General features: G+C 70.5%; 1 protein-coding gene. It reads right to left on the bottom strand.

Annotated elements, in window-relative coordinates; all coding sequences use genetic code 11:
- A partial coding sequence (locus ABZ348_RS34670) for a polyketide synthase dehydratase domain-containing protein (RefSeq protein WP_358940000.1) occupies positions 1-1,559 on the bottom strand: 1,559 nt, incomplete at both ends.

A 1,559-nucleotide genomic window follows, 5' to 3' on the forward strand; every position in this document is an offset into this window, starting at 1 on the left:
TGGGAGAGGGCTTGTTGGGAGGCGGGGGTGTCGTCGGTGTCGATGAGGACGAACCGGCCCGGGTGCTCACTCTGCGCCGTACGCACCAAACCCCACACCGGAGCCGATGCCACATCGGGCAGGGAGTCCCCCTCCACCGCGGCGACCGCACCCCGGGTGATCACCGCCAGCCGGGCGCCGTCGGGCGCCTCGCGTGTCAACCACTCCTGGACCAGGGAGAGCGCCTCGCGTGCCGCCGCCCGTGGGCTCTCCGCCGATGTCACCGTCACCTGCTCGGTGAGCGAGGCTGCCGTCGCGTCGAGGGCGTCCGGGAAGCTCACCGGGGTCCAGTCGACCGCGTAGAGCGGTGGTGCGGTCACGGTCCTGTGGGCGTCCAGAGCGTCGGCGGCGAGGGGACGCAGAATCAGGGCCTCAGCGGTCGCGACCAGCGCACCGGTCGGATCCGTGCACGTCAGGGAGTACGTCTCGGCTCCAGCCGGGGTCAGCCGCACCCGTAGTTCCGTCGCACCCGTCGCATGGAGCCGCAGCCCGGTCCAGGAGAAGGGGAGGATCGCATCTGCTGCGTCCTCGTGTCGTACGGGCAGCAGATGAAGGGCGGCGTCCAGCAGTGCGGGATGCAGGGCGTACTCCTCCACGCCGGTCTTGAGCTCTTCCGGAAGCCCGACCTCCGCCCAGAGGGTCTCCCCGGACCGCCAAGCGGCCCGGACATTGCGGAACGCAGGGCCGTATCCGTATCCGAGGGTCCCCAGTCGGGCATAGACCTCGTCCACGTCGAGGGCGGTGGCTTCGGCGGGCAGCTCTCCCGAGGGATCGGTCTCGGGGCCCGCCGATGCCTCTTCGGGTGCCAGGGTTCCGGAGGCATGGCGCACCCACGGGGTGTCATCCGTCGAACGGGCGTGGATGGTGAAGCCACGGCGGCCGTCGGCGGTGGGACCGTCCAGCGACACCTGGACGAGGAGGCGGTCGGAACCCTCCGTGAGGAGGAGAGGCGCTTCCAGGGTGAGATCGTCCACCGTCGGGCAATCGGCGCGCTCCGCAGCCCTCAGGGCCAGTTCGACGAACACACTGCCCGGCACCAGCACCGTGTCATGGACCGCGTGATCCGTGAGCCACCCCAGCCGCCGGGTGTCCAGAACCCCGGAGAACAGCAGTCCACGGCCGTCGGCGAGTTCAACAGCCGGACCGAGGAGGGCCGCGCCCGCTGCCATTGCCGAGGACTCGTCCATCCAGTAGCGACGGCGCTGGAACGGGTACGTGGGCAGACCCGCGCTGTCGTTCGTTCCGGCCGGCACGAGCTTCTCCCAGTCGACCGGAACGCCCCGCACATGGGCGGTGGCCAGGGCGGTCAGGAAGGTGGTGCGCTCACTCCGGTTGCGCCGGAGTACGGGGACCGCGCCCGGCGTCAGCGAAGTGAGGGCGGCATCCGGACCGACCTCCACGATCAGGAGCTGGTCGGCTTCGGCCTGGAGGGTTTGGGTGGCGTGGTGGTAGTTGACGGTGTGGCGGAGGTGTTGGGTCCAGTGGTCGGGGGTGGTGGGTGGGTGGTTGGTGTGGGTGAG

It is taken from the genome of Streptomyces sp. NPDC005963 (assembly GCF_040638655.1).
Classification (GTDB): domain Bacteria; phylum Actinomycetota; class Actinomycetes; order Streptomycetales; family Streptomycetaceae; genus Streptomyces.